Source organism: Alistipes montrealensis, assembly GCF_018362775.1.
Classification (GTDB): Bacteria; Bacteroidota; Bacteroidia; order Bacteroidales; family Rikenellaceae; genus Alistipes; species Alistipes montrealensis.
In genome coordinates this window covers 1-23,273 of the sequence record NZ_JAGYXY010000009.1, presented here as the reverse complement: position 1 = coordinate 23,273, position 23,273 = coordinate 1, and the positions used below count along the sequence as shown (strand labels likewise).

At 57.5% G+C, this 23,273-nt stretch carries 21 protein-coding genes and 1 tRNA gene; 7 read left to right on the top strand and 15 right to left on the bottom strand.

Annotated elements, in window-relative coordinates:
- The first annotated feature begins 14 nt into the window (after window positions 1-14).
- Window positions 15-1,436: a calcineurin-like phosphoesterase C-terminal domain-containing protein gene (locus KG007_RS13530; protein ID WP_213349638.1), complete on the top strand. Its 1,422-nt coding sequence runs from the start codon at window positions 15-17 to the stop codon at window positions 1,434-1,436.
- A 68-nt stretch (window positions 1,437-1,504) separates the two neighbouring features.
- Here KG007_RS13530 and ribH read toward each other — a convergent pair whose 3' ends face one another.
- Together ribH and KG007_RS13520 are read right to left on the bottom strand one after the other, a co-directional pair.
- A complete protein-coding gene (gene ribH, locus KG007_RS13525) occupies window positions 1,505-2,035 on the bottom strand; it encodes a 6,7-dimethyl-8-ribityllumazine synthase (RefSeq protein ID WP_195461961.1) in 531 nt (176 codons plus the stop codon).
- A 9-nt stretch (window positions 2,036-2,044) separates the two neighbouring features.
- On the bottom strand, window positions 2,045-2,728 hold the full coding sequence (locus KG007_RS13520) for a tetratricopeptide repeat protein (protein WP_213349636.1): 684 nt from the start codon (window positions 2,726-2,728) through the stop codon (window positions 2,045-2,047).
- A gap of 105 nt (window positions 2,729-2,833) precedes the next feature.
- Here KG007_RS13520 and recF point away from each other — a divergent pair, with 105 nt between their 5' ends.
- Together recF and KG007_RS13510 are read left to right on the top strand one after the other, a co-directional pair.
- Complete coding sequence (gene recF / locus KG007_RS13515) at window positions 2,834-4,000, top strand: DNA replication/repair protein RecF (RefSeq protein WP_195461959.1); 1,167 nt, start codon at window positions 2,834-2,836, stop codon at window positions 3,998-4,000.
- Between the two features lie 14 nt (window positions 4,001-4,014).
- The gene (locus KG007_RS13510; protein ID WP_195461990.1) at window positions 4,015-4,287 is read left to right on the top strand and encodes a DUF721 domain-containing protein; all 273 of its coding nucleotides are present in this window, start codon (window positions 4,015-4,017) and stop codon (window positions 4,285-4,287) included.
- A 119-nt stretch (window positions 4,288-4,406) separates the two neighbouring features.
- Here the strand turns inward: KG007_RS13510 and KG007_RS13505 are convergent, their stop codons facing one another.
- The 3 genes from KG007_RS13505 to KG007_RS13495 all read right to left on the bottom strand — a co-directional run bounded on the left by KG007_RS13505 (window position 4,407) and on the right by KG007_RS13495 (window position 8,898).
- Entirely contained in the window at window positions 4,407-5,600 is a 1,194-nt protein-coding gene (locus KG007_RS13505; RefSeq protein WP_213349634.1) for an OmpA family protein, read from the bottom strand.
- A 180-nt stretch (window positions 5,601-5,780) separates the two neighbouring features.
- Window positions 5,781-8,333 carry an adenosylcobalamin-dependent ribonucleoside-diphosphate reductase gene (locus KG007_RS13500; protein WP_213349632.1) on the bottom strand — a complete coding sequence of 851 codons (2,553 nt, stop codon included), beginning with the start codon at window positions 8,331-8,333 and terminating at the stop codon, window positions 5,781-5,783.
- Window positions 8,334-8,523: 190 nt separating this feature from the next.
- Window positions 8,524-8,898, bottom strand: a complete 375-nt coding sequence (locus tag KG007_RS13495; RefSeq protein ID WP_213349630.1) for a RidA family protein — start codon at window positions 8,896-8,898, stop codon at window positions 8,524-8,526.
- 159 nt (window positions 8,899-9,057) lie between these two features.
- On the opposite strand from KG007_RS13495, the gene KG007_RS13490 reads away from it, so the two are divergent.
- Window positions 9,058-9,486 carry an META domain-containing protein gene (locus KG007_RS13490; protein ID WP_213349628.1) on the top strand — a complete coding sequence of 143 codons (429 nt, stop codon included), beginning with the start codon at window positions 9,058-9,060 and terminating at the stop codon, window positions 9,484-9,486.
- A complete protein-coding gene (locus tag KG007_RS14065) occupies window positions 9,483-9,929 on the top strand; it encodes an energy transducer TonB (RefSeq protein ID WP_288332271.1) in 447 nt (148 codons plus the stop codon). Before KG007_RS13490 ends, KG007_RS14065 begins: the two co-directional genes overlap by 4 nt.
- A gap of 45 nt (window positions 9,930-9,974) precedes the next feature.
- Here KG007_RS14065 and KG007_RS13480 read toward each other — a convergent pair whose 3' ends face one another.
- From KG007_RS13480 to KG007_RS13460, 5 genes are all read right to left on the bottom strand, one after another.
- Window positions 9,975-10,973, bottom strand: a complete 999-nt coding sequence (locus tag KG007_RS13480; RefSeq protein ID WP_213349627.1) for a malate dehydrogenase — start codon at window positions 10,971-10,973, stop codon at window positions 9,975-9,977.
- Window positions 10,974-11,048: 75 nt separating this feature from the next.
- On the bottom strand, window positions 11,049-11,645 hold the full coding sequence (gene recR / locus KG007_RS13475; protein ID WP_195461953.1) for a recombination mediator RecR: 597 nt from the start codon (window positions 11,643-11,645) through the stop codon (window positions 11,049-11,051).
- Window positions 11,646-12,464 carry a tetratricopeptide repeat protein gene (locus KG007_RS13470; protein ID WP_213349625.1) on the bottom strand — a complete coding sequence of 273 codons (819 nt, stop codon included), beginning with the start codon at window positions 12,462-12,464 and terminating at the stop codon, window positions 11,646-11,648.
- Between the two features lie 4 nt (window positions 12,465-12,468).
- Window positions 12,469-14,334 (bottom strand): BatD family protein, encoded by a 1,866-nt coding sequence (locus tag KG007_RS13465; RefSeq protein ID WP_213349623.1) that lies wholly within the window; start codon window positions 14,332-14,334, stop codon window positions 12,469-12,471.
- Between the two features lie 234 nt (window positions 14,335-14,568).
- Window positions 14,569-16,182 carry a fumarate hydratase gene (locus KG007_RS13460; protein WP_195461950.1) on the bottom strand — a complete coding sequence of 538 codons (1,614 nt, stop codon included), beginning with the start codon at window positions 16,180-16,182 and terminating at the stop codon, window positions 14,569-14,571.
- Between the two features lie 268 nt (window positions 16,183-16,450).
- Here KG007_RS13460 and KG007_RS13455 point away from each other — a divergent pair, with 268 nt between their 5' ends.
- Complete coding sequence (locus KG007_RS13455) at window positions 16,451-17,443, top strand: class II fructose-bisphosphate aldolase (protein ID WP_149886994.1); 993 nt, start codon at window positions 16,451-16,453, stop codon at window positions 17,441-17,443.
- Window positions 17,444-17,650: 207 nt separating this feature from the next.
- Here the strand turns inward: KG007_RS13455 and KG007_RS13450 are convergent, their stop codons facing one another.
- From KG007_RS13450 to KG007_RS13440, 3 genes are all read right to left on the bottom strand, one after another.
- Window positions 17,651-18,097, bottom strand: coding sequence for a hypothetical protein (locus KG007_RS13450; RefSeq protein ID WP_195461949.1), 447 nt, complete (start codon window positions 18,095-18,097; stop codon window positions 17,651-17,653).
- Window positions 18,098-18,276: 179 nt separating this feature from the next.
- Window positions 18,277-19,236 carry an alpha/beta hydrolase gene (locus tag KG007_RS13445; protein ID WP_213349621.1) on the bottom strand — a complete coding sequence of 320 codons (960 nt, stop codon included), beginning with the start codon at window positions 19,234-19,236 and terminating at the stop codon, window positions 18,277-18,279.
- Between the two features lie 175 nt (window positions 19,237-19,411).
- Entirely contained in the window at window positions 19,412-20,362 is a 951-nt protein-coding gene (locus tag KG007_RS13440) for an NAD-dependent epimerase/dehydratase family protein (protein WP_044054450.1), read from the bottom strand.
- 114 nt (window positions 20,363-20,476) lie between these two features.
- On the opposite strand from KG007_RS13440, the gene KG007_RS13435 reads away from it, so the two are divergent.
- Window positions 20,477-20,548: transfer RNA gene (locus KG007_RS13435), tRNA-Thr, on the top strand.
- Between the two features lie 226 nt (window positions 20,549-20,774).
- Here the strand turns inward: KG007_RS13435 and KG007_RS13430 are convergent.
- Both KG007_RS13430 and KG007_RS13425 read right to left on the bottom strand, forming a co-directional pair.
- Window positions 20,775-22,040: a Gfo/Idh/MocA family protein gene (locus tag KG007_RS13430; RefSeq protein ID WP_213349619.1), complete on the bottom strand. Its 1,266-nt coding sequence runs from the start codon at window positions 22,038-22,040 to the stop codon at window positions 20,775-20,777.
- Between the two features lie 172 nt (window positions 22,041-22,212).
- Window positions 22,213-23,273, bottom strand: a 1,061-nt coding sequence (locus KG007_RS13425; protein ID WP_213349617.1) for a 3-keto-disaccharide hydrolase, incomplete at its 5' end; no start/stop codon positions are given.

The window sequence follows — 23,273 nt, the reverse complement described above, 5'->3', positions numbered from 1 at the left end:
CCCAAACTACCTTTATGAAACGACTTACACTTCTATTACTGTTCTGCGGACTCGTTGCCGCAGCTTCCGCCCGCCCGATCAAGGGCACGGTGAAATGCGACGGGAAACCCATGGCGGGCGTCACCGTTACGGACGGCTACGCCTTCACGGAAAGCAACGCCGAAGGCGTGTTTACGCTCGACGCCAACGACGAAGCGCTGTTCATCAGCCTCGTAACCCCGTCGGGCTACATTGCGCCGACGAAGCAGGGTGTGCCGCAGTTTTACCTGCCCTACGCCCCTTCGACGAAACGTTACGACTTTGAACTGCGGCCGTGGACGGCGACCGGAGAGGCTTACGAACTGCTGGCCATCGCCGACCCGCAGCCCAAGACCGAGAAGCATTTCGAGCGGCTCTGTACGGAGATCATTCCCGTCCTGCAGGCCGAAACCGCCGCCAAGAAAGCACAGGGAGTGCAGCAGGCCGCCATCCTGCTGGGCGACATCGTCTGGGATTCTCCCGAGCTGTTTGCCCGCGTAAAGGAGCAGTTCGCATCGCTCGGAATTCCCGTTTACGGCGTCATCGGCAACCACGACCATAACCTGAAGAAATATACCGACCGGGAAGCCACCGAGAACTACCGGTCGTTCTTCGGTCCTACCTATTATGCGTTCGACATGGGCCGGACCCACTATATCGTGCTCGACGACATTATCTACCACGGTGAAAAGAAGTACGAAGAACAGATCGACTCCCTGCAACTGCGCTGGGCGGCAACTTATGCCGAACGCCTGCCTGCCGGATCGCGCGTCTGCATAGCCGTGCACGCCCCGATCTTCAAATACTGGAAAGAAAAACCGGTCATGGCGTCGGCCGAGAAACTGATCGACGCCTTTGCCGGCCAGGAGCTCCATTTCATCTCGGGACACACACACATCAATTCGAACTTCGACATTCGCGAAGGAGTCATGGAACACAACGTCGCCCAAATCTGCGGCAACCTGTGGTATGATCCGATCAACAAGGACGGCACGCCCAAGGGCTACCAGCTTTTCCGCGAATGCGGCGGGGATTTCTCGTGGGAATACCAGAGTCTCGACGCTCCTTCGGCGTGGCAACTGCGGACCTGGAAACCCGGAACGGTAAAGGAGTATCCCGGAAGCATCGTCGTCAAAGTCTGGAACTGGGACCCTTACTGGACCGTCGTCTGGTATGAGGACGGCCGTTACCGCGGCTCGATGCAGCGCATCCGGATCGGCGACCCGGACTACGCGGCCTACCTCGACTCGCTGAAAACCGCGGGACAGAAGATCGCCAAGTCGCAGTCTCTGCGCATCTCGGATTTCTTCTTCAAGGCCCGTCCTTCGGCCTCGGCACAGGTTGTCGAAGTGGTCGCCACCGACCGTTTCGGACGCCGCTATTCGGAGCGCATCGCCCTGAAGCAGACTAAAGAATAATACACCGAACCCCAATAAAAAAGCCATCCTTACCGGATGGCTTTTTTTATCGAAGGTAAAACCGAAGTTTAGTTGATGTTGCGGCGGTCGGGCTCATGGTCGGGAGAAGCTGCCTCCATGTCGATCTGCAACTTGACCATGTTGACAGCCGTAGCTGCGGCCTCGTCGCCCTTGTTGCCGTGGCGGCCGCCGCAGCGGTCGAGGGCCTGCTGCATGTCGTTGACCGTCAGCACACCGAAGGCAATGGGCATGTTCCACTGGATTTGCAGTTGCGTAATACCCTGCGTCACGCCCTGGCAGATGAAATCGAAGTGCCGCGTGTCACCCTGGATAACGCATCCGAGGGCGATTACCGCGTCCACGTCGGTATACTCCGCGAAGAACTGCGCACCGAGCGAAAGCTCGAACGTACCCGGGACATACTTGACCTGGATGTTCATATCGGGGCATCCGGCAGCACGCAGCGTACGCACGGCGCCCTCCAACAGGGCCTCGGTGACCTCGCGGTTCCACTCGGCCACGACGATACCGAACCGCATATCAGCGGCCGAAGGCAGGGGTGAGTCGAATTTGGAAAGGTTGTGATTCTTGGTCGCCATCGTCCTTCGTTATTTTACGCTGCCGAGCAGTTTTTCCGCATCGCGGGCCTCCATCGAGGCGGGATACGAAGTCATGATCTCCTCATAGTAAGCAACGGCTTTCTGCTGATTGCCCATAGCCTGCTCCGCAAGACCGGCCTTGCGCAGATACATCGGAGCCGTCAGGTTGTTGTCGGCGGCCTTCACGGCCTTCTCGTAGAACTTCACCGCCTTGGCGTAGTCCTGCTGCTCGACGGCGATGTCGCCCTGCAAACCGTAGTTCTGGGCGTTGATCAACTCTCCGGGAATACCCTTCAGATGCGAGAACTTGGCCAGGTACTTGCCGGCATTCTCCAGGTCGCCCGTACGCAGGTAGCAGATACCTGCATAGTGCTTGGCGAGGTTGCCCGAAGGCGTCGAACCGTACTTTGCGATCACGTCGAGGAAACCTGCGGCGTTGTCGTCGCCCAACAGCGCCAGTTCGAAATCAGGGTTTTCAGCTTCAAAACGCGACTGTGCCTCGGCGATCATCTCGGCAGCCTTCGTAGCACGGGGCTGGAGAATCAGCGAGCGGTAGCCGAAAACGAGAGCTGCGGCAACGAGCAGGCCGAGAAAGATGTAAGACATCAGCCGGCCGTTCTTCTCGAAAAAGAGCTCCGTTCTGTTCATTGCTTCGCCGAGGGTTTCCTGTTCGGCGACGTTCTGCTTTGCCATATTACGTATTGTGTTATTAGTTTATAATTCGTACGATAGTTTGCAAAGATACAAAACTATTCACAATGTGCAATGTCGTGTCCGGATTTTTTGTATTTTTGTCCTATGTATCTGAAGAAAATCGCACTGCTGAATTTCAAAAACATCTCCCAGGAGGAACTCGTGCTGTGCCCCGGCATCAACTGTCTGGTAGGCGACAACGGCGCGGGCAAAACCAACGTCGTGGATGCGGTCTACTACCTGTCGATGTGCAAATCGTCGCTGCAGATGACCGACGGGCAGAGCATCCGCCACGGAGCCGACTTCTTCCTCGTCGAAGGGGCCTACGCGACCGATGCGGGGAAAAACGAAACCGTCGTGTGCAGTTTCTCGCGCAAGGGCGGCAAGGTGCTCAAGCGAAACGGCAAGGAGTACGAACGGCTGTCGGACCACGTGGGGCTGATCCCCGCAGTGATCGTATCGCCGGCCGACAGTGCACTGATCAGCGACGCCGCCGACGAACGCCGCCGCTATCTCAACGCCTTCATTTCGCAGTTGGACCGCGCCTACCTCGGCTCGGTGATGCGTTACAACGCCGTACTGGCCGAACGTAACCGCCTCCTGAAAACCCGGCCCGACGAAACGATGCTTCAGATTTACGACATGCAGTTGTGCGAGCACGGCAAGGCCATTCACGCCCGGCGGCAGGAGTTCGCCGAGCGGCTGCAACCCGAAGTCGCAGCCTATTACCGCATCCTCTCGGACGATCGGGAGCAGGTCGAACTGCACTACAAATCGGAACTGAACGAACGCCCGTTCGAAGAGATCCTGCTCGAAGCGCGGCAGAAAGACATTGTCAACGAATTTACGACAGCGGGTATTCACCGCGACGACCTGGTACTGAAAATCGGGGGTTATCCCTTGCGCAAATACGGTTCGCAGGGGCAGCAGAAATCGTTTCTGATCGCCCTCAAACTGGCACAATACGCCGTTGTCGCCGAAGCGAAGGGCGAGCGGCCCATTCTGCTGCTGGACGATTTGTTCGACAAGCTCGACGCCGGGCGCGTCGAACAACTGATCCGGCTGGTTTCGAACGATACGTTCGGACAGATACTCATCACCGACTGCAATCCGACGCGGCTGAAGCGGATCCTGGACAAGGCAGGCGGAGACTACACCCTTTTCTCGGTCGCCGAAGGGGCCGTGACGCAGGAAAAAGCCGCCGCAGAAACAGCAGAAACAACCGATCCGGAACACGCCGCGCAAACGGAATCAACTAACGAACAGTCATGAGACGGACCAAAACCATGTTGATGGGCGACCTGTTGGAGGAGTTTTTCAAACGCCCCTACATCGCCGCAAAAGTCGCCGAAGGCAAACTGCCGGACACATGGCGCGAAATCGTCGGCGACCGGGCCGCAGAGGTCACCACCGAGCTCAAACTCGAAAAGCACATTCTCTACGTACGCATTCAGTCGAGCGTTCTGCGTTCGGAACTTTTCTACCAGCGCGAGGCGCTCAAGGAGGAGATCAACCGTCGTTCGGGCGTCCGGCTGGTCAACGCCGTTATCGTCCGATAAATTCCGAAACATACCTTATAATATATAGACAAAAAAGAGGCTTCACGCGGAAGCCTCTTTTTTTTCGTTATGGCGGGAAGGTTCTATTTACAGCCCCCCCCCTGTACGGCCCGGCCGGATTATTTGATAATCACAGCGCGGTTGGCCTTTTGGTTGTTCTCGTAAATGTTGGCTGCGTTACCCTTGCCTTCGTAGGTCAGCTGCTTGGGATTCACACCGCATTTTACGAGGAAGTCGTAAACGCTCTTGGCGCGGTTCTCAGCAACCTTCTTGTTGCCGGCAGCAGTACCCGTCTGCTGGTCAGCGTGGCCTTCGATGCTGTACACCTTGTCTTTCGGACCGTTCTTGATCAGGTCGGCCATCAGTTCGAGGCGGGTCTTCTCCTTCGCCGTCAGTTTCGACATGCTGTAATCGTAGAAGATAATCGAAGTCGGGTTCAGGGTATTCACCTTCCTGGCAGCGGCTTCTGCGGCAGCCTTGGCAGCAGCGTCGGCAGCAGCCTTGGCGGCAGCGGCCTCGGCCTGCGCAGCCTTCAGCTTGTTATTCAGGTTTGCATTCTCGGCCTGAGCGGCTTCGAGAGCGGTATTACCGGCAGCCACTGCATTCTGGAAAGCACGAATGTCATCGGCCGTATAGCCCGGGACACCGCGCTCCCAACCACGCTGGTTGAAGCGATAGGTGATACCTGCCGTAGCGGTGAGACCGGCCAGGTAGGAACCGTCCATACGGGCGGGGCAGATCGTCGACTTGGTGAGCAGGCCCTTGAGCTCGATGTTGAAATCGAACGCCGGCGAGAGGCGGAACTTGTTAAGCAGACCTGCCGTGAACGCGAAGTTCTGGCGCGAGCCGGATACATTCTCACGCTGGCTGCGGTCGGTGAAGTTCGAAGCCATGTAACCGAAACCGGCGAACGGCACGGCATACCACGCACGGTCGGCACGGTAACCGCCGATCCAGTTCGATGCATTAAGCATGAAATCCACGTGTCCGAACATGTACGGCCACGTCATCTTGCCGATCTGGGGATCGAAGTTGTTGAACCATCCGCCCTGCAACTGAGCGCGGATACCCGCGATCGGGTGCACCCATTTCGTCAGCGACAGGTTGCCCTCGAACCCGAAGCGGTCGCTGCGGGGGCCACGATTGCTGCCGTTGGAGAAGGCAGTCCCGGTTCCGAAACCGGCCGAAATTTCCCAGTTATCCCAGAATCCGTTCGAAACGAATCCGGCAACGCTCGGCTTTTTAGGCGTTCCTTCAGCGAATGCGGCAGAGGCGAAAGCCACGAGCAAGAAAGTCAAGAATAATTTTCTCATAAATGTTACATCTTTAATACTTTAATACGTCTACATACTTGCTGTAAAAGTAAGCATTTTTTCACAAAAACCATTCAATTCCGGTCAAAAAAACAGGAAAAACAAACTTTTGAGGCTAAAAAAGCCCCGGATGCCTAAACACCGGAGCCTTTTAGAACACGAATCAGGTTGTTTAGACCATTATCCGCACTTGGAATAACCGCATGCCATGCAGGTCAGACAGCCGTTTTGGTAGGCCATATTCTCCTGTCCGCAGCTCGGGCATTTGCCCTTGGACTTCGTGCCGTCGACGATATATTGTTTCAGCGCGCGGCATACGCCCGTCTTCCAGGTATTGATCGACTCGCTGTCCAGGTGCAGGGATTCGATCAGCGACACGGTCTTCTCGATCGGCATTCCGTGGCGCAGCACGCCCGAGATGAGTTTTGCGTAGTTCCAGAACTCCTCGTTGAACAGGCGCGAGATGCCGCCGATGGTGTTCGTATAACCGTAGCGGTCGGTATATTGGAAATCGTAGCGTTTCGTGCCGTCCTCCTCGCGGACCTTGATGATGAAGCCCTTCTTGATCTTCGGGGGAATGAACATCGCGTCCTCTTCGATCTTACCCGTGAAGACCTCGTAGGGACGGCCGTCCTGAAGGCCCACGAAGGCGATCCAGTCCTCCGTGCCGTTTTTGAAACGCACGATGTCGGCCGGGATCGACTTGGGACGCTTCTGCACCTCGCCGGGATGCTCCTCGCACTTTTTCTTGTTCTTGGAGTTCTTCTCCAGCAGCACGCCGTCGCGGCAGCCGTCGCGGTAGACCGTGACACCCTTACAGCCGCACTCCCAGGCTGTGCGGTAAACATCGGCCACCAGCGCCTCAGAGACGTTGTTCGGCAGGTTCACCGTCACCGAAATCGAGTGGTCCACCCACTTCTGGATAGCGCCCTGCATCTTGACCTTGGCCACCCAGTCGATGTCGTTGGCCGTAGCACCATGGTAGGGCGATGCGGCGACCCACTTGTCCAGTTCAGCGTCGGAGATCGTGGCGAGTTTCGACGTGTCGTATCCGTTGGCCTCCAGCCACTTGACGAAATTATGGTGGTAGACGTTATACTCCTGGAACTTTTCTCCCGTTTCATCCTCGTAATCGACATGGGTGTCGACATCCGAAGGATTGATCTTGCGGCGGCGCTTGTAAACGGTGCGGAACACCGGCTCGATGCCCGACGTAGTTTGCGACATGAGCGACGTTGTTCCCGTGGGTGCGATGGTCAGCATGGCGATGTTGCGGCGGCCTACGCGGACCATCTCTTCGTAGAGTGCAGGATCGGCCTCGCGGATGCGGGCGATCATCGGATTATCGACCTCCTTCGCGGCATCGTAAACCGGGAAGGCGCCGCGCTCGGCAGCCATCTTCACCGAAGCCCCGTAAGCGGCAAGGGCGAGGGTCTTCTGCACCTCGACAGCGAAGTCGGTCGCCTCCTGCGTACCGTAGCGCAGGCCCAGTGCGGCGAGCATGTCGCCCTCGGCCGTAATGCCCAGGCCGGTACGGCGGCCCTTCTGCGCCATCTCGCGGATTTTCTTCCACAGTTCCAGTTCCACGCGGCGCACGTCCATATCCTCCGGGTCGTCCTCGATCTTGCGGATGATCAACTCGACCTTCTCCAGTTCGAGGTCGATAATGTCGTCCATCATGTGCATCGCCTTGTACACGTGGTCGCGGAACTTGTCGAAATTGAATTTCGCGTCGGCCTTGAAGGGGTTGTCCACATAGCTCAGCAGATTCATCGCCAGCAGGCGGCACGAGTCGTAGGGACAAAGCGGAATCTCGCCGCAGGGATTGGTCGAGACTGTTACGAAACCATCGTCGGCATAGCAGTCGGGAATGCTTTCGCGGATGATCGTATCCCAGAACAGCACACCCGGTTCAGCCGATTTCCAGGCGTTGTGAATGATCTTCTCCCAGAGTTTCTTAGCGTCGATGTCCTGTTCGTATTTGGGATTGTCCGACTTGATCGGAAACTGCTGGTGGTACTTCTTGCCGGCGAGGGCCGCACGCATGAATTCGTCGTCGATCTTGATCGAGACGTTGGCGCCCGTCACCTTGCCCGTATCTACCTTGGCGTCGATGAACCGCTCGGCATCGGGGTGCTTGATCGACAGCGACAGCATCAGCGCGCCGCGCCGTCCGTCCTGCGCCACCTCGCGCGTCGAGTTCGAATAACGCTCCATGAAGGGCACGATACCCGTCGACGTAAGGGCCGAGTTCAGCACCGGGCTGCCCGTGGGGCGGATGTGCGAGAGGTCGTGCCCCACGCCGCCGCGGCGTTTCATCAACTGCACCTGCTCCTCGTCCATGCGGAAGATGCCGCCGTAGGAGTCGGCGGGATGTTTATGGCCGATAACGAAACAGTTGGACAGCGACGCCACCTGGAAATTATTGCCGATGCCGGTCATCGGTCCGCCCTGCGGAATGACGTACCGGAAATGATCGAGCAATGCGAAAGCATCCTCCTTGGAGAGGGGATTCGGATATTTTTTCTCGATCCGTTCGATTTCGGAAGCGATACGCTCGTGCATCTCGCACGGCGATTTCTCGTAAATGTTCCCGAAAGAGTCCTTGAGGGCATACTTGCTGACCCACACCGTGGCGGCGAGGTCGTCCCCCTCGAAATACTTCTTCGACTCGGCAACCGCATCGTTGTAATTGACTTTCTGCGGCGTGTCGGCTTTGGTGGCTTTTGACATAACTATTTTCTATATTGTTTTTCTATTTTAGATTTTGGCGTCACAGCGGGTAAAACCCGGTTCTACAAAATTGACTCTTTTCCGGCTAAAAAACCAGTCCGGAGGGTCAAACTTATTCACAAATTATCTACAAAAAAAGCAAAAGCGCGCCTCAGGCATCCGGAGCGCGCTTTCGGCCGGACGGCGGCGTTTACTTTGCCGCGACAGCATCGATTTCGACCAACGCCCCCATCGGAAGCGCTGCGACCTCATAGCACACGCGCGCCGGCATTCCGCCTGTAAAAAAACTGGCGTAGACGGCATTCATGGCGGCAAAATCGCCGATCGACTTCAGCAGGACCGTGGTTTTCACCACGTCGGAATAGTCATACCCGGCTTCGCGGAGGATGTGCCCGAGGTTCGTAAGCGACTGGCGTGTCTGAGCCTCGACGCCGTCGGCCATTGCGCCCGTCGCAGCGTCGATCGGGAGCTGTCCCGAGACATAAAGCGCGCCGCCGGCCTCGACAGCCTGCGAATAGGGACCCACGGCTTTAGGCGCACGGGGTGATGCGATGATCGTTTTCATAGATATACGGTTTTTATATTAAAACAGTTGAAAGAGCCCGACAGGAACAAAAACCGGGCGCACTGTCCCGCAACGCCTCCCGGCCCATAAAAATATCGTTACGACACCAAAGGTACGATTTATTCCCTATATTTGTGGTATGATATAAATGGAAAAACAATGAAGATTTTACTCAAAATCGCGATAGTCGCTGTCGCTGCGGCCCTTATGGCCGGATGCTGCAATTGCCGTTCCTACCAGAAAAAGACCCGCCGTCCGCTGGTGGGAACCGAGTGGCAACTGATTCAGCTCGGCGGCAAGGCAATCAAGCCCGAAGAGGGTAAGTTCACGATCACGCTGCTCGCCGAGAACAACCGCATGGCGGGCGTAGGTGCGTGCAACCGCCTGATGGGAACCTACAAGACCGACGAAAAGCGCACGCTGAAGATCGGCCCCCTCGCCTCGACGATGATGGCCTGCCCGGGCATGGAGCAGGAGGACGCTTTCACCAAGGCGCTCGAATCCGTGACCCATTACGACATGGACGGCCCGATGCTGTTGCTGCTCAGCGACGGCGAACTGCGCGCCGTGTTCCAGGCCAAACCGTGACGACACCCGCGAAAATCGGCTGCGCGCTCCTGCTGATTACATCCGCGTGGACGGCCTTCGGGCTGGAGAATGCTACGACAGAACAACAGCAGGCCCAGGTCTCCATTTTCCGCGATTCGCTCCGCCTGATACACTGCGACACGCCGCCCCTGTTCCGGAAAGACGACATCCGAACATTCCGTAAATGGGTGAACGAACGGGTCAGGAATGTCCGGGTCGTCATCGGATGCCCTCCTATTCCACCCCGCGTAGTGGTTTCGTTCGTGATCGACACGACGGGGCGTCTGACCGATATCCGCGTCCTGCAAACGCCCGACCGCAGCCTGTCCGCCGAAGCGGTCCGGGCGCTCGAAAGTTCCCCGCAATGGAAGCCGGGAGAGCTGAACGGGCGAAAGGTTCCCGTGAAAATAGTGCTTCCCGTGGACTTCTGCACATCCAATTAAAAAAGGACCGGATACATCCGGTCCTTTTCAGTTTTGTATTTCCTGTTATTTCAGGTGCGGATTCAGGCGGCCCCACTCTCCGACGGGCGGCAGGATGCCCATCGAGATCACCTCGTCGCGCAGTTTCGAAAGGTGCTCGTAGCTTTCGGTGAGTTTCTTATGCTCTTCGGCAGTGCCCTGCACGTTCTTATACGAAACGCCCTCCTTGGTAATGGAGGTCTCCATCGCCATCAGGATATGTTTGAACTCGTCGTTATGAACGAATACGCCGGCCGGGTATTCGAACGGTTTGCCGCCCATGGCCGCTGCGATCATGCAGATCGAAAGGTAGGCCGGGCTCTGGAACGACGAACGGCCCCGGAGGTCGATAATGTGCTTGCCGCCCTGAATCACCCGCTGCTGCAGGTCGGCCCAGTCGCCTTCGGGCATTTCCTTACCGATCAGCGACGAAAGGGGTTTTCCGGCGACGAGCGTCGTCGAAGCGAAGACTGCCATCTGCTCACCGTGGCCGCCGTAGGTACGGCAGTTACGGATTTCATCGGGCGAAATCTTGAAGTATTTGGCCAGTTCCGAACGCAGACGCGTGGAGTCCAATGCCGCGAGGGTCGAAACCTGCGAAGGCTTCAGTCCTGCATAGATCAGCGTGATGAGACCCGTGATGTCGGCGGGATTGAAGACCACAACGACGTGCTTCACGTCCGGGCAATAAGCCTTGAGGTCTTTGCCGAACTGCGCGGCGATCTCGGCATTGCCTTTCAGCAGGTCCTCGCGCGTCATGCCGGCCTTGCGGGCCGCACCGCCCGACGATACGACGTAAGCCGCATCGGTCAACGCCTCCCGGATGTCGGTCGTCCACGTGATGTTCACCCCCTCGAAGGCGCAGTGGAAAAGTTCCTCAGCCACGCCCTCCAGCGCCGGTCCGTAGGGATCGTAAAGGCAAATGTTGGGCGTCAGGCGCATCATCAGCGCCGTCTGAGCCATGTTCGAGCCGATCATGCCGGCTGCACCCACGATGGTGAGTTTCTCGTTCGTTACAAAATCCATAGTATTCCAATTTTAAGAAAACCGATTCTATCTTACACAGACGACGCCCCCCCGTGAGCCGCACCTTCCGGCGGGCTACTCGATCTCGCGCCGGTTCATCAGCGCGTGGGTGATCGTCAGTTCGTCGACATACTCCAACTCGTCGCCGAAGCCGATACCGCGGGCGATCGACGTAACCTTCAACTCCGGGAACTGCCGCAGGCGGTTCATCAGGTAAAAGAGCGTCGTTTCGCCTTCGACCGAGGTCGAGATGGCGAGGATCACCTCTTTCACACCGCCCCGGGCGATACGTTCGCACAGCAGGTCAATCTTCAGGTCCGAGGGCGAAATACCCTGCATGGGCGAGATGACGCCTCCCAGCACATGGTACATGCCCCGGTACTGCCGCGTATTCTCGACCGACAGCACGTCGGCAACCTGTTCCACGACGCAGATCGTAGCGTGGTCCCGTTCGCGGTCGGCGCAGATCGGGCAGACCTCCTCGTCGGAGAGGTTGTTACACTGCGAGCAGTAGCGTATTTCATTGCGGAAGCGGTCGATGCTGCACGTCATGTCGGCCACCGAATCCCGCTCCATACGCAGGATGTGAATAGCCAGGCGCAACGCCGTGCGGCGGCCTACGCCCGGGAGTTTCGAAAGCTCGCCGACGACATCCTGTAAAAGTTTCGACATTTAAATCGTTTCGATCATTCTGGATTCGAGCCACCCTTTCTTGCCGTCGGCAATGGTGATTTCACACCAGTTGTCGAGGCGGTTGGCAATTTCGACGAGCGTCCCTTCGTGCAGTACGAAGAGGTCTGTCGCCGACTTGTCGGGGGAGCTCTTCACGGCGGTCGAGGCTGCCATCACGACGGCCTGCGTCCGGTCGAGCATCTCGCGCCGTTCGCCCATGGCGAACCAGCTCGTCAGCATGAAGACCGCCACCGCAACGAGGGTCCCGTAAAATCCCGTCTTGCGCAACGACAAACGCTGTGCCAACAGGTAGACCAGGAACAGCGCCAGGGCAAACACCAACGCCCCCAGCGAAAAGAGGCTCCACGCCGTACAACTCATCAGGCGGCGCACGTCGCGCATCCATTCGGTAAAGAAAAATTCGGGTATCTGCTCGATGTTGTCCTTCGTACGGGCCTCGGCGACGCTCAGGTTATAGCGAATGTCGTCGTTGCCGGGAGCCAACCGCAGAGCCCGGTGGTAGAAAAGTATCGACCGGCCCAACTGCCCCTCTTTGAAATAGGCGTTGGCCAGGTTGTAGTAGAGTTTCATGGAACTCAGCCCGCGGGCGAGGATCTGGTCGTAGAACTCCGCGGCAACGTGGTAGTCGCCGTTGATGTAGGCCGTGTTGGCGCGGTCCCACAACTGGTCGGGCGACGCCTCGGCCAACTGTTCCGGAGCCGTCAAAACGGCGGGCTGCGCCAGCGAGTCGGCACTCTCCTGCGCCCTGGCGCAGAGAATGCCCGACAGCAATATAAGGAATAAGATCAATCGCTTCATAACACTATCGTTTTATCACCGATTCGATACGCGAAATCAGATTCACGCCCTCCGAATAGACATCGTTCATGCGCGCCGACTCCACGGGTGAATACTGCGCCTCGTCGCACTGGGTGATGATGGCCGTGAAACGCTGCGAATCTTCGGACGAAACGCCCCGTTTATGCAACTCCTCGCGGACATTTTCTTTTGTGAGGTTGGCGACCGGGATGTTGAACTTATCGCTCATATAGCCCCACAGCGCGCGGAGCATCTCTTCGTAAAAGGCGTGGCGGTTCTGTTCCTCCATATAGCCTTTGGCGGCGCGGAAACGCTGTACGGCGACTTTATTCGCCCGCTTGCCGCGTACGAGGGCGACGTTCTGCGACTCGCGTATCTGCTTGCGCAGGGCCACATAGATCATCGTAAAGATTACCAAGATACCCAACAGAAGAATCCAGTAAGCGGCGCTGAAAATGAACGGGACACGCTCGGAACGCAGCTGCGCACCGCCCAGCTTGATGAAGCGGATGTCCTGTCCCAGCATCTTTACCTCTTCCTTCGACATGCCGCGGCCCTGCATCACCACCGCATCGCCGCTGCCGTGCACATCGGGCGTAACATCGAGCGTCAGCGGCTTCGAGCGGAGCGTCACGTACTGTACACGCTGGGGGTCGAAGTAGGTAAACTCGATCGGTTCGATGTCGTAAGTGCCCTCGGCTCGCGCAATGAAGGGATATTCGAACTGGCGGTAACCGGAGATACCGGTCGACGCCGTGTTGATCGACTCGGTGGTTTTGACGTTATACTGCTCGAACGAAGTCGGCAGCAACAGTTTCGGGGCCTGCACGAAGGTAAGGTTGCCCGTACCGGAAATCTTGACCGTGAAGGTTGCGCCCGAATTGGCCGCAATGCGCTCCGCAGGCGGCTGCGTATCCATCGTAAAACGCCCCACGGCTCCGCTGAAACTGGAGGGAGCTCCCGAAGGAAGCGGCTTGACGGTCACCGTCGTACGCTGGCTCTGCACCTTGCGCGGCACATTGAACACCTCGCGGCCGCCCCCGAAGAAGGGATCGGCATTCCGGCTCTGCACCACCACCTGCGCCACAACGGTCATATCCACGGGGTCGATCGTGAGCGAGCCGACCTGCTGCGGATAGAGCAGGTAATCGTACAGTACACGCGTCTCGTAGACCTTGCCGTTGTAGGTCTCGCGTCCTACACGGGCCGAATTGGGATCACTGAGGTCCTGCGACCAGAATCCGTTGAAAGACGGGGCCGATTCGGGAACGATGTTGACGTAAGGAACCCGCGTATAGAGTTTGAAAGCCACATGCAGCGGCTCGTTTTTATACACGGACGACCGCGAAACCACCGCCCGGAGCAGGATATCGTCCTTGGCGACCTGGCCCTGGACATCCGCCTGGGCATTGCCGGGACGGTTTGTGCCGCCCTGCTGCTGTTGCCGGGCCCCGGAGCCTCCGCCTTCGCTCTCATTCACGATCTCGATCGGCAGCGGTTTGGTCCGGTAAGTCGTGCCGCCCACCTTGGCCTCCGCGGCACCGACCGTTACATTGCCCGCTGCCTGAGGCAGGAGCACGTAGGTGATGCCGTAACTGAAACTTTTGGTAATCGACCCGTTTACATATTGCACCGACGAACCGGTCGAGACGCTCGGCCCGGCAATCACGTCGAAGCCTTCGAACGAAGGGGCCTTGAACGTGTTGGCGTCAGGTTCGGCGTTCAGCGTGAACTCCACGCGGAAAGCCTCGCCGACGGCGACCATCAGCGGCGAACTGGCCTCAAAAGTGACCTTCTCGGCAGCGGATGCCGAGAAGATCGCCAGCACGAAGAGTGCCGTCAGGGATATTTTTGCAACAAAATCTCTCATTGAGCCTGCAATAAAATCGTTTATCCGATTTTACAACGTAAAGTTTTGCCCTTTAGTATTTTTTCATGCGACTAATTAACGACGACCGTTCAAAACGCCGATCCTGCCGCCCGGGCCCCTAAGCCCCTGCCTCGGGCAGGGGTTGGGGCGGGTCGGATTTTCACACGGCGCCACAGGCGGCAATCACGGTGTCCCGATCCTAAAAAAGGCACAAATCAGAATCGTCGATCCGTTCTAGTGCTTGAAGTCGGCGAAAAAGTCGTTCCCTTTGTCATCGACGATGATGAACGCCGGGAAGTTCTCGACATAGATCTTACGCACAGCCTCCATGCCCAGTTCGGGGAAGTCCACGACCTCGACCGATTTGATGGAGTTCTTGGCAAGGATCGCAGCCGGACCGCCGATCGAACCGAGGTAGAAACCGCCGTATTTCTTGCAGGCATCGGTAACCTGCTGCGTGCGGTTGCCCTTGGCCACCATTACCAGCGAACCGCCCTGCGACTGGAACAAATCCACATAGGGGTCCATACGTCCGGCCGTCGTGGGACCGAACGAGCCCGAAGCCATACCCTCGGGCGTCTTGGCCGGGCCGGCATAGTAAACCGGGTGCTTCTTGAAATACTCGGGCATCGGCTTGCCTTCGTCGAGCATCTGCTTGATGCGGGCATGGGCGATGTCGCGGGCCACGATCAGCGTACCGCGGAGGTTCAGGCGCGTCTTGATCGGGTATTTCGTAAGGATCGCGCGCACCTTGTCCATGCCCTCGTCGAGGTCGATGTCCACAGCGGGCGACATGGCGGGAGCCTCGGCCGGCAGGAAGCGTGCGGGATTCTTTTCGAGTTCTTCGAGGAAGATGCCCGACGGGGTGATCTTGGCCTTGATGTTACGGTCGGCCGAGCAGCTCACGCCGATGGCCACGGGACACGAAGCCGCATGGCGCGGGGCACGGATCACGCGCACGTCGTGCACGAGGTATTTGCCGCCGAACTGGGCGCCGACGCCGCTCTGCTGGCAGATTTTCAACACCTTCTCCTCCCACTCCAGGTCGCGGAAGCAGCGGCCGCCCTCGTTGCCCGAGGTGGGCAGTTCGTCGAGGTAACCGGCCGAAGCCTTCTTCACCGTCGAGAGGCACATCTCGGCCGACGTACCGCCGATACAGATCGCCAGGTGGTAAGGCGGACAGGCCGACGTACCGAGGTCGAAGATATGCTGTTTGATGAATTTCGTGAGCGACTCCTCGTTCAGGAGCGCCTTGGTCTGCTGGTAAAGGAACGTCTTGTTGGCCGAACCGCCGCCCTTGGTGATGAACAGGAATTCGTATTCCATGCCGGGCTTGCCGCCGTAGATGTCGATCTGGGCGGGAAGGTTCGTACCCGAGTTTTTCTCTTCGGTCATCGTCTGCGGAACGACCTGCGAATAACGCAGGTTACGGCCCTTATAAGTCTCGTAAACGCCTTTGGCGATACACTCGGCATCGTCGGCCCCCGTGTAAACGTCCTCGCCCTTATGGCCGATGCAGATAGCCGTGCCGGTATCCTGGCAGGTCGGCAGTTCGCCTTCGGCCGAAACGACCTGGTTCAGCAGCATCGTGTAGGCCACGAACTTGTCGTTGTCGGTGGCTTCGGGGTCCTCGAGGATGTTGCGCAGCTTTTCGAGGTGCGCGGAGCGCAGGTAGAACGACACGTCGGCATAAGCCTCTTTCGAAAGCAGTTCGAGGCCCTTGGGGTCGACCTTGAGGATTTTGCGTCCGTCGCACTCGACGACCTTCACGTACTCCTTCGTCAAAAGACGGTACTTGGTTTTGTCTTCCCCCACGGGGAACGGCTCCTGATAAATAAAGTCTGCCATAGCGTAATATGTATGTTATTTGTTTTGTGTTGTCGCCTCAGACCGGCATCCCACCCGGAACAGGGGCGGATATGCCGCCAAAAACCTGCTGCAATGTTTCTGCCCGTCACCGGAAAGTCCCCGCAAATTTACAAAAAACAATCCGGATTGCATAACTATTTCCTGCCCGGGCTGTTATTTTTTTCACAAAAAACGGCTGTTATTTAGAATTTTTAGTAAATTTGTGCGGTTTTTTGAGTGCAATAAATTCACTAATAATTCAAATACTATGGTATCGTACAAAGATCTGGGTCTTGTGAACACGCGCGACATGTTCGCCAAGGCCATCAAAGGCGGTTATGCCATCCCGGCATTCAACTTCAACAACATGGAGCAGATGCAGGCTATCGTTGCGGCTTGCGTCGAGGCTTCGTCGCCCGTAATCCTGCAGGTTTCGTCCGGCGCACGCAAGTATGCCAACCAGACGCTGCTGCGCTACATGGCCCAGGGCGCGGTCGAGTATGCCAAGGAGCTCGGCAAGAACATCCCCATCGTACTGCACCTCGACCACGGCAACTCGTTCGAACTGTGCAAGAGCTGCATCGACATGGGCTTCTCGTCGGTGATGATCGACGGTTCGCACCTGCCCTACGAGGAGAACGTAGCCCTCACCAAGCAGGTCGTTGAATATGCCCACAAGTTCGACGTAACGGTCGAGGGCGAGCTGGGCGTACTGGCCGGCGTGGAAGACGAGGTTTCGGCCGAGCACCACACCTACACGCGCCCCGAGGAGGTCGTAGACTTCGTATCGAAGACCGGCGTGGATTCGCTGGCCATCTCGATCGGCACGTCGCACGGCGCCAACAAGTTCAAGCCCGAGCAGTGCACCCGCAACGCCGAGGGCATCCTGGTTCCGCCCCCCTTGCGTTTCGACATCCTCAAGGAGATCGAGAAGCAGATCCCGGGTTTCCCCATCGTACTGCACGGATCGTCGTCGGTTCCCCAGGAGTACGTGAAGATCATCAACACCCACGGCGGTGCGCTGAAGGATGCCGTAGGTATTCCCGAGGAGCAGCTGCGTGAGGCTGCCAAGAGCGCCGTTTGCAAGATCAACATCGACTCGGACGGCCGTCTGGCTATGACCGCCGCCATCCGTCAGATCTTCGTAGACCAGCCCGCCGAGTTCGACCCCCGCAAATACCTGGGTCCGGCACGCGACGAGCTGAAGAAGCTCTACAAGCACAAGTGCGAGAACGTCCTCGGTTCGGCCGGCAAGGCATAGTCCAAGGATCGGTTCATAATCAAAAAGAGTTCAGGCTTTGGTCTGAACTCTTTTTGTTTTGCATTGCGTTTCCGCATCGCCGGACAGTTCCGCCTGTCTCGCAGTCTCGCACTCGCGGCCAACGGCCGCGTTTATAGATCTTACCCACTCCTAAATCCCCACCTCAGGAGGGGACTTGCCGCATCGCGCAACCGGTTTTACCGGTTTTTATTCAATCACAACCCGGAAGCGGCACTCGGAAGCTCCCTCCAGAACGGTTCCCAGCGTTTCCACCCGGACGGTTTTATCCGGGATCAATTCCTCATAGACAAACAGGATGCTCTGGCGGGAACATTCGCAATGGGTCGGAGCCGCGACGAACCCGGCATCGACCTGCGGACAGAGACACCGGGGATACCCGATCTCATAAACCCGTCCCGGCTCGACGATGTCGGCAAAAAAATATTCCGAGCGGTTGTATTTCGCATACTGCTTGTCCAGGTCGCAGCCGCACTCCTCGAACTGCCGGCGAAGCTCCGCCAGAACGACATCTTTCACACAATTGACGGCACACGGCCGGTAAAGTTTCGCACGCACGTCGGCGGGAAGTTTCCCGATAGCCTCCTCCAGAATCCGGTAAAAGGCTTGTGCCTGCTGCAAGTTATAATTATCCATATTATAATTCATTGGCAATTATGTATTTCATTGGACCAATCCCGCTGTCGACGCCCGTTGTCGCCGCCTACGGCGTCGCATACAAATCCGACCCCTCCCCAACCCTCCCTCAGGGAGGGAGATGACGTACTCTTCGGACGGTGATACATGAAAATATATAATCGCGGTCTTTATTCAATTCACTCCGGTTTGTCACCGATATATTTCCCCACGAACTCCCCGACACGGCGCGTATATTCCTCCCGGTTATCGCGGTACGAGTTCGCGTGCGAAGCTCCCGGAACCACCCACAACTCCTTTTCACCGGGCTTGGCTTCGTAGAGCGGGTAAACCATCGATGTCGGCACATAATCGTCGGCATCGCCGTGGATGAACAGCATCGGAAGCCGGCTCTTTCGCACCTGCTCCAGCGACGAAGCCTCGCGAAAAGTCCAACCGTATTTCAGGCCGCACATCCACCCGGCCACGTCGAGCAGCGGAAACGCAGGAAGCCCGAACTGCTCTTTCAGCTCCTTGGCAAACTGATCCCGGACGCTCGTGTAACCGCAGTCCTCGACAAAACATTTCACATAGGGTTTCTGCGCTTCGCCCGCAACCATCATCGTCGTCGCAGCGCCCATCGAAATTCCGTGGACCACCATACGGGTACGGCCGCCGAAGATTTCGTTGGCAACGTCCATCCACCGCAGCACGTCGAGACGGTCCTTCCATCCCATCTGGATGGCCCGGCCTTCGCTCTGGCCATGATAACTGAGGTCCGGCAGCAGGATGTTGTAACCCAGGTCGTGGTTATAGAGGTAACCGATCATCAGCATCCGCACGGCATTGTCCGTATAGCCGTGAACGATCACCGCCGTACGGTCCGTCGGGCGGGGCGCCGCCGCATAGAGCGCATGCAGCCGCTCGCCTCCGCTCCCGGCGATCACCGTATCCCGCAGGGCCCCGGCACATTCGAGGCTGTCGACCCACGGCCGCAGGAAGGGATATTCGCCGTACATATATTCATACGACGACGCATTCTTGGCCTGCATCGTCGCATCGGGCCGGAGCGAATAGGACAGCATGTAAAGGCTGCCGCCGGCAATGGCTGCCGCCAACAGCACCAAAAGGACAACAACGCTCCGGACGATTCGTTTCATAGCTGCGATTTTCGGTTATTCGATCGGTTCGGACAAAGGCAAATTCCCTGCCCCGGCGTAAAACATAATGACTTCGGCGGCCTCGTCACCCGCAGCGTTCCCGCAGGATAGGCCGGGAGGGTCTCGCCGACCCGGTTTTCGGAGGCAGCGATGAGGGGAATTATCCCGACATCACTCACTCCGCAGCCAGTTTCATACGGATATGCTCCAGCATGTCGTCGGTCATGCGCGAAAGGTCCCATTCGGGTTTCCAGCCCCACTCCTCGCGGGCACAGGTGTCGTCCAGCGAATTGGGCCAGCTTTCGGCAATCTCCTTTTTCACGGGATCGACGTTGTAGTCCATCGTGAATGCAGGCAGGCGTTTTTTGATCTCGGCGCAGATGATCTCGGGCGTAAAACTCATCGACGCGAGGTTGAAGCTGTTGCGGTGGATGAGCGTCGCCGGGTCGGCCTCCATCAACTCGACGCAGGCGCGCAGGGCGTCGGGCATGTAGATCATATCCATATACACGTCTGACGGAACGGGACACGTGAACCGGCCGCTGCGAATCGCCTCGTAGTAAATTTCGACCGCATAGTCCGTCGTGCCGCCGCCGGGCAGCGTGACGCTCGAAATAATGCCCGGGAAACGCACCGAACGGGTGTCGACGCCGTATTTATGGTGGTAATAGTTGCCCAGCAGTTCGCCTGTGACCTTGCAGATACCGTAGATCGTCGTCGGCTGCATGATCGTATCCTGCGGCGTCGAATCCTTGGGCGACGAGGGTCCGAAAGCGCCGATCGACGACGGGGTGAACAGCGCGCAATGGTGCTGGCGGGCCACTTCGAGCGAGTTGTTGAGCGCCCCCATGTTGACGTTCCACGCCATCTGGGGATTGCGCTCGCCCACGGCGGACAGCAGGGCCACGAGGTTGAAAATCGTATCGATGCGGTAACGGGCCACGACCGAGGCCATAGCCGTCGCGTCGAGGGCGTTCAACACCTCGAACGGACCGTCCTCGGCCAACGTCCTGCACTCGCGCATATCGGTTGCGACGACATTCCCGCCGCCGTAAATACTGCGCAAATAAACTGTCAGCTCGGAACCGATCTGGCCGCCTGCGCCTACTATTAAGATGCGTTTCATCTGATTTCTATTATGAATTGGTAGTAAAGGTAGAAAATAATTATGAAAAGTGTACAATTTTTTGGTCTTTTCATTTTTCTTGTGTACTTTTGCACCACTCGAAAGAGAAATGTTGCTGACATAGCTCAGTGGTAGAGCACTTCCTTGGTAAGGAAGAGGTCCCGGGTTCAAGTCCCGGTGTCAGCTCAGAAGACGACACACAACCTTCGGAAGGCGGGTGTCATTCAACAGAAAATCAATTGCATAATCCTTGTAACAAGCTTGTTACAAGGATTTTTCTTTTTCGTTCCAACCAATCTTTCCGAAAACCGGCTGCAACCGATCCGCACAAAACAACACCTCCGGAAACAAAACAGCCGGAAAAACGAATCTTCCGGCTACGACCGGCTCTGCCCGGTCTATGCAATGTAAGTTATCGGAAACGGTATTCGTCCATGCGAATCGTTTCGCCCGTCCGGCGGCTGCGTTCGGCCTCGTAACAGATGCGGTGGCTCTCGATCGAATCCTCGATCGAAGTCAGGAAAACATGGTCGGGGTCGTAGAGCGCCTGAATAAAATCGTCGATCAGATAGAGGTCGGCCCCGGCATGGAAAGGCTGTCCGGCAATGTCCGAAAAGTCGTATGTCCGCTCATAACCGCCGCGGAACTTCCGGACCCGAAGCGTCCGCTCGTCACCGTCGATCTCTCCGCCGGTCATCCAGATATGCGTCCGCCGGAAATCATCGTTGGAGAACATCTCCATCGACAGGCTCACGACGACCGCGTCATCCATCTCCATCGACAGCAACTGTCTATCCACCACATCGTTATCGCAACGGTAGACGCAGCGGCCGAAAAGTCCCGTACGCAGTTCTTCCAGAATGGCATCGTCGAGGGTCATCCCTTCGGGAACGTCGAAACTGGCCACCCAGTCCCGGCGGACATAATAGAGATCGCGCGCCGAAAAGGGGCATTGGGGCTCGATTTTACAGTCGAGACACCGTTCTCCGGCTCCTTCGGGAATATTCTCGGCCCGAAACCATTGCAGCGATCCGAACGACGAGAGTTTCGAACAACGCGAACGGGTCAGCCACAACAGGAAGTCGATGTCGTGACAGCATTTGGCCAGCAGGATGGGATTCGCTTCGCGCACCCGGCGGAAAATCCCACGCACATAGCTGTGCGTAGCCCGGTCCAATCCGACCGATGCAATGTGATTGACGGAGACGATCCGTCCGAACTCGCCGGAAGCGACCAGTTCCCGGATTTTGGCAAAATAAGGATGATAGCGCAGCACATGGCACACTCCGACCCGGACTCCGCGTTCCCGGGCGCGCCGCGCAATCTCACGGCATTCGTCCAGGCGCTGCGCAATCGGCTTTTCGAGCAGAAGGTGGTATCCGGCGTCGATCGCCTTGACGGCCGGGTCGAAATGGGCATTCTCCGGCGTCGAAACCAGCACCATATCGGCCTCGACACGATCGGCAAAGAAATCGTCGTAATTCACATAGCGGCGATCCTCCGGCAGTCCGAACCGGTCGGCCATCGCACGACGGCGCAACTCGTTCAGTTCGACGACGGCCACGAGTTGCAGCCGGTCGGGATAACGACGGGCATATTCGAGGTATTTGTCGGCCCGGTTCCCGGCTCCGATCACGGCGATCTTCACAGGACGGGACACGACCGGTTTAATTTTCATCAGGTCTTCACAGATGTTCGAACAGTCATACATATTCCGGATACAGCCGCAACGTACGGAACCGGGCTCGACAAACCCGGTTATTCGCACTTCCGGACAGCGGCGGTCAAAAGCGGACGGGGTGAAAGCCGCCGCCCGTCCGGAGAAATCCGGACGGGCAACGATTTTCGGCCTATTTACGCCCTGAAGCACTCAGGTCCAACACCCGCAGATTGCGGAACTGAATACCTGCGCCATGCCCCAGCAGACCAAGGTGACCGCTCTTGTTGAACAGTCCCGGATGATTCCGATGGTCGATCATATAGTGGTTCCCCTTCTCGCCCGGGTCGCCTACGCAATGGCCCTGGCAGGCTTCGCGGATGTTGCCGTCGAGAATCACCTCGCCGTTGACCGTCACGGTGATACGATCGCCCACGGCGCGGATTTCCTCCACGTTCCAATCACCGAGCGGCGGGAATTTCACACGTTTGGCTGCAATTACACCGTAAACCGAACCATGCTGCTGGTAGTTTTTGATATCCTTGTAAATCGGTGCGTCGTGGTCGAGAATCTGAATCTCCATCCCCTCGAACGCAGCGTCGACGCCCATCGGCGTGCGGATGCCGATACCGTTGTTGACGCCCTCCCGAATGAAACGGAACTCGAAACGCAGCACGAAGTCGCTGTACTCTTTCTTGGTGTAGAGGTTGCCCGAGCCGCCGTATTGCGCCGTCACATCGATCGTACCGTTCAGCGGCACGTAATTGGTCGTATTGCCGGTCCATTTGTGGAGCGACCGACCGTCGAAAAGCACCTCGAATCCTTCAGCAGCCTCTTCCGCCGAAAGTTCGAAAACAGGCGTCGAAGGCAGCTCGTTTACATATACATTGCGGAATTCGACGGGAGCCGTGCCGGCAATCAGTTCGATGCAACCGCAGATACTGACGGGTTCACCCGGCATATCCGGATTGGTCATCACGGCGTTCTCGACTATTTTCACATCGTTTTCGAAGACGGTGATACGGTCGTCCACGACCTTTACATAGAGTGTATTCCAATTACCCGGCCGGTTATCGGCATCCGCAACACCTTTATCGTCCGCCAGCATACCCGTACCGGACACACCGCCTAAACGAATCTGCGGAATGGCCCTTACCGCGATACCGGCTTCTCCAGGAGTTTTCCAGTCGAGAATCATCTCGAAGTTTTCGTATTGCTTCGGGAATTGGATCGCGGGAGCGTTTGCTTGGGCCG

Bases quoted from the DNA above. Each gene is read 5' to 3' on its own strand.
- KG007_RS13530 (WP_213349638.1), top strand. From the start codon at position 15: ATGAAACGACTTACACTTCTATTACTGTTCTGCGGACTCGTTGCCGCA.
- ribH (WP_195461961.1), bottom strand. From the start codon at position 2,035: ATGGCGACCAAGAATCACAACCTTTCCAAATTCGACTCACCCCTGCCT.
- KG007_RS13520 (WP_213349636.1), bottom strand. From the start codon at position 2,728: ATGGCAAAGCAGAACGTCGCCGAACAGGAAACCCTCGGCGAAGCAATG.
- recF (WP_195461959.1), top strand. From the start codon at position 2,834: ATGTATCTGAAGAAAATCGCACTGCTGAATTTCAAAAACATCTCCCAG.
- KG007_RS13510 (WP_195461990.1), top strand. From the start codon at position 4,015: ATGTTGATGGGCGACCTGTTGGAGGAGTTTTTCAAACGCCCCTACATC.
- KG007_RS13505 (WP_213349634.1), bottom strand. From the start codon at position 5,600: ATGAGAAAATTATTCTTGACTTTCTTGCTCGTGGCTTTCGCCTCTGCC.
- KG007_RS13500 (WP_213349632.1), bottom strand. From the start codon at position 8,333: ATGTCAAAAGCCACCAAAGCCGACACGCCGCAGAAAGTCAATTACAAC.
- KG007_RS13495 (WP_213349630.1), bottom strand. From the start codon at position 8,898: ATGAAAACGATCATCGCATCACCCCGTGCGCCTAAAGCCGTGGGTCCC.
- KG007_RS13490 (WP_213349628.1), top strand. From the start codon at position 9,058: ATGAAGATTTTACTCAAAATCGCGATAGTCGCTGTCGCTGCGGCCCTT.
- KG007_RS13480 (WP_213349627.1), bottom strand. From the start codon at position 10,973: ATGGATTTTGTAACGAACGAGAAACTCACCATCGTGGGTGCAGCCGGC.
- recR (WP_195461953.1), bottom strand. From the start codon at position 11,645: ATGTCGAAACTTTTACAGGATGTCGTCGGCGAGCTTTCGAAACTCCCG.
- KG007_RS13470 (WP_213349625.1), bottom strand. From the start codon at position 12,464: ATGAAGCGATTGATCTTATTCCTTATATTGCTGTCGGGCATTCTCTGC.
- KG007_RS13465 (WP_213349623.1), bottom strand. From the start codon at position 14,334: ATGAGAGATTTTGTTGCAAAAATATCCCTGACGGCACTCTTCGTGCTG.
- KG007_RS13460 (WP_195461950.1), bottom strand. From the start codon at position 16,182: ATGGCAGACTTTATTTATCAGGAGCCGTTCCCCGTGGGGGAAGACAAA.
- KG007_RS13455 (WP_149886994.1), top strand. From the start codon at position 16,451: ATGGTATCGTACAAAGATCTGGGTCTTGTGAACACGCGCGACATGTTC.
- KG007_RS13450 (WP_195461949.1), bottom strand. From the start codon at position 18,097: ATGGATAATTATAACTTGCAGCAGGCACAAGCCTTTTACCGGATTCTG.
- KG007_RS13445 (WP_213349621.1), bottom strand. From the start codon at position 19,236: ATGAAACGAATCGTCCGGAGCGTTGTTGTCCTTTTGGTGCTGTTGGCG.
- KG007_RS13440 (WP_044054450.1), bottom strand. From the start codon at position 20,362: ATGAAACGCATCTTAATAGTAGGCGCAGGCGGCCAGATCGGTTCCGAG.
- KG007_RS13430 (WP_213349619.1), bottom strand. From the start codon at position 22,040: ATGAAAATTAAACCGGTCGTGTCCCGTCCTGTGAAGATCGCCGTGATC.